1 rRNA gene is annotated in these 3,213 nt (G+C 49.9%); it reads left to right on the forward strand.

Annotation, left to right across the window (positions count from 1 at the left end):
• The first annotated feature begins 257 nt into the window (after positions 1 to 257).
• Positions 258 to 3,160 (forward strand): 23S ribosomal RNA (locus GWI56_RS21510).
• Positions 3,161 to 3,213 lie beyond the last annotated feature (53 nt).

The raw sequence follows: 3,213 nt of genomic DNA on the forward strand, positions 1-3,213 counted from the left end.
TCTTTAACAATTTGGAAAGCTGATAGTATTTAATTGCATGAGTCTGTCATGTGATTAATTACAAAACGTTTAATGCGAAAGCATTGAACATGAGTTCTCAAACACTTTATTAAGTGTCTTGAATATTCAACAGTAAATTATTCTTTATTGAATAGTTTACGTCTAAGGCGCGTCCACTTCTTTGGTCAGAAGTGAGACAAGTAAAACCAAGCTGGTCGCAATGCGACGCAGATGAGTGAAACTCATTTGGGTTGTATGGTTAAGCGACTAAGCGTATACGGTGGATGCCTTGGCAGTCAGAGGCGATGAAGGACGTAGTAACTTGCGAAAAGCGTTGGCGAGCTAGTAACAAGCATTTGAGCTAACGATGTCCGAATGGGGGAACCCAGCAGCATAAGCTGTTATCGCAACATGAATACATAGTGTTGCGAGGCGAACGAGGGGAACTGAAACATCTAAGTACCCTTAGGAAAAGAAATCAACCGAGATTCCCCTAGTAGCGGCGAGCGAACGGGGATTAGCCCTTAAGTCAGTGGGGTGTTAGTGGAATGCGTTGGAAAGCGCAGCGGCACAGGGTGATAGCCCCGTACATGAAAACTAACCATTGATGAAAACGAGTAAGGCGGGACACGTGACATCCTGTTTGAATATGGGGGGACCATCCTCCAAGGCTAAATACTCCTGACTGACCGATAGTGAACCAGTACCGTGAGGGAAAGGCGAAAAGAACCCCTGTGAGGGGAGTGAAATAGAACCTGAAACCGTATACGTACAAGCAGTGGGAGCGGTTCTTGAGACCGTGACTGCGTACCTTTTGTATAATGGGTCAGCGACTTACATTTTGTAGCGAGGTTAAGCGAATAGCGGAGCCGTAGGGAAACCGAGTGTTAACTGCGCGTTTAGTTGCAAGGTGTAGACCCGAAACCCGGTGATCTAGCCATGGGCAGGTTGAAGGTTGAGTAACATCAACTGGAGGACCGAACCGACTAATGTTGAAAAATTAGCGGATGACTTGTGGCTGGGGGTGAAAGGCCAATCAAACCGGGAGATATCTGGTTCTCCTCGAAAGCTATTTAGGTAGCGCCTCGAGCGAATACCATTGGGGGTAGAGCACTGTTAAGGCTAGGGGGTCATCCCGACTTACCAACCCTTTGCAAACTCCGAATACCAATGAGTACTACTCGGGAGACAGACGGCGGGTGCTAACGTCCGTCGTCAAAAGGGAAACAACCCAGACCGTCAGCTAAGGTCCCAAAGTACTAGCTAAGTGGGAAACGATGTGGGAAGGCTTAGACAGCTAGGATGTTGGCTTAGAAGCAGCCATCATTTAAAGAAAGCGTAATAGCTCACTAGTCGAGTCGGCCTGCGCGGAAGATGTAACGGGGCTAAGCTAGTCACCGAAGCTACGGGTGCACAGTTTACTGTGCGCGGTAGAGGAGCGTTCTGTAAGCCGTTGAAGGTGAAGGGGTAACCCACGCTGGAGGTATCAGAAGTGCGAATGCTGACATGAGTAACGATAAAGGGGGTGAAAAACCCCCTCGCCGAAAGACCAAGGGTTCCTGTCCAACGTTAATCGGGGCAGGGTGAGTCGACCCCTAAGGTGAGGCCGAAAGGCGTAATCGATGGGAAACAGATTAATATTTCTGTACTTCCGCTAACTGCGATGGAGAGACGGAGAAGGCTAGGCTAGCGCGGCGTTGGTAGTCCGCGTTTAAGGTGGTAGGTGGTGTTCTTAGGCAAATCCGGGGACACGTACTTCAATGTACACACTGAGAGCTGATGACGAGGTCCTAAGGGACTGAAGTAGTTGATGCCATGCTTCCAGGAAAATCTTCTAAGCTTCAGGTTAGTGGGAATCGTACCCCAAACCGACACAGGTGGTCGGGTAGAGAATACCAAGGCGCTTGAGAGAACTCGGCTGAAGGAACTAGGCAAAATGGTACCGTAACTTCGGGAGAAGGTACGCTCCTGTTGGTGATGAGACTTGCTCTCTAAGCTGACGGGAGTCGCAGATACCAGGTGGCTGCAACTGTTTATCAAAAACACAGCACTGTGCAAACTCGCAAGAGGAAGTATACGGTGTGACGCCTGCCCGGTGCCGGAAGGTTAATTGATTGGGTTATCGCAAGAGAAGCTCATGATCGAAGCCCCGGTAAACGGCGGCCGTAACTATAACGGTCCTAAGGTAGCGAAATTCCTTGTCGGGTAAGTTCCGACCTGCACGAATGGCGTAATGATGGCCACGCTGTCTCCAGCCGAGACTCAGTGAAGTTGAAATTGCGGTGAAGATGCCGTATACCCGCGGCTAGACGGAAAGACCCCGTGAACCTTTACTATAGCTTGGCACTGAACATTGAACCTACATGTGTAGGATAGGTGGGAGACTTTGAAGTTGTGACGCTAGTCATGATGGAGTCGTCCTTGAAATACCACCCTTGTAGTTTTGATGTTCTAACCTAGGTCCCTTATCGGGATTAGGGACAGTGCCTGGTGGGTAGTTTGACTGGGGCGGTCTCCTCCCAAAGAGTAACGGAGGAGCACGAAGGTTGGCTAAGTACGGTCGGACATCGTACGGTTAGTGCAATGGCATAAGCCAGCTTAACTGCGAGACATACACGTCGAGCAGGTACGAAAGTAGGTCATAGTGATCCGGTGGTTCTGAATGGAAGGGCCATCGCTCAACGGATAAAAGGTACTCCGGGGATAACAGGCTGATACCGCCCAAGAGTTCATATCGACGGCGGTGTTTGGCACCTCGATGTCGGCTCATCACATCCTGGGGCTGAAGTCGGTCCCAAGGGTATGGCTGTTCGCCATTTAAAGTGGTACGCGAGCTGGGTTCAGAACGTCGTGAGACAGTTCGGTCCCTATCTGCCGTGGGCGTTGGATGATTGAAGGGAGCTGCTCCTAGTACGAGAGGACCGGAGTGGACGAACCGCTGGTGTTCGGGTTGTCATGCCAATGGCATTGCCCGGTAGCTACGTTCGGAATCGATAACCGCTGAAAGCATCTAAGCGGGAAGCGAGCCCTAAGATGAGTCATCCCTAGGAATTTAATTCCTCTAAAGAGCCGTTCGAGACTAGGACGTTGATAGGCATGGTGTGTAAGCGTTGTGAGGCGTTGAGCTAACATGTACTAATGACTCGAGAGGCTTAACCATACAACCCAGATGGGTTTTGCTAAGCGAACTTAGACAGAATATCGACACTTGAT

It is taken from the genome of Shewanella sp. DW31 (genome assembly GCF_015767295.1).
Lineage (GTDB): Bacteria > Pseudomonadota > Gammaproteobacteria > Enterobacterales > Shewanellaceae > Shewanella > Shewanella oncorhynchi.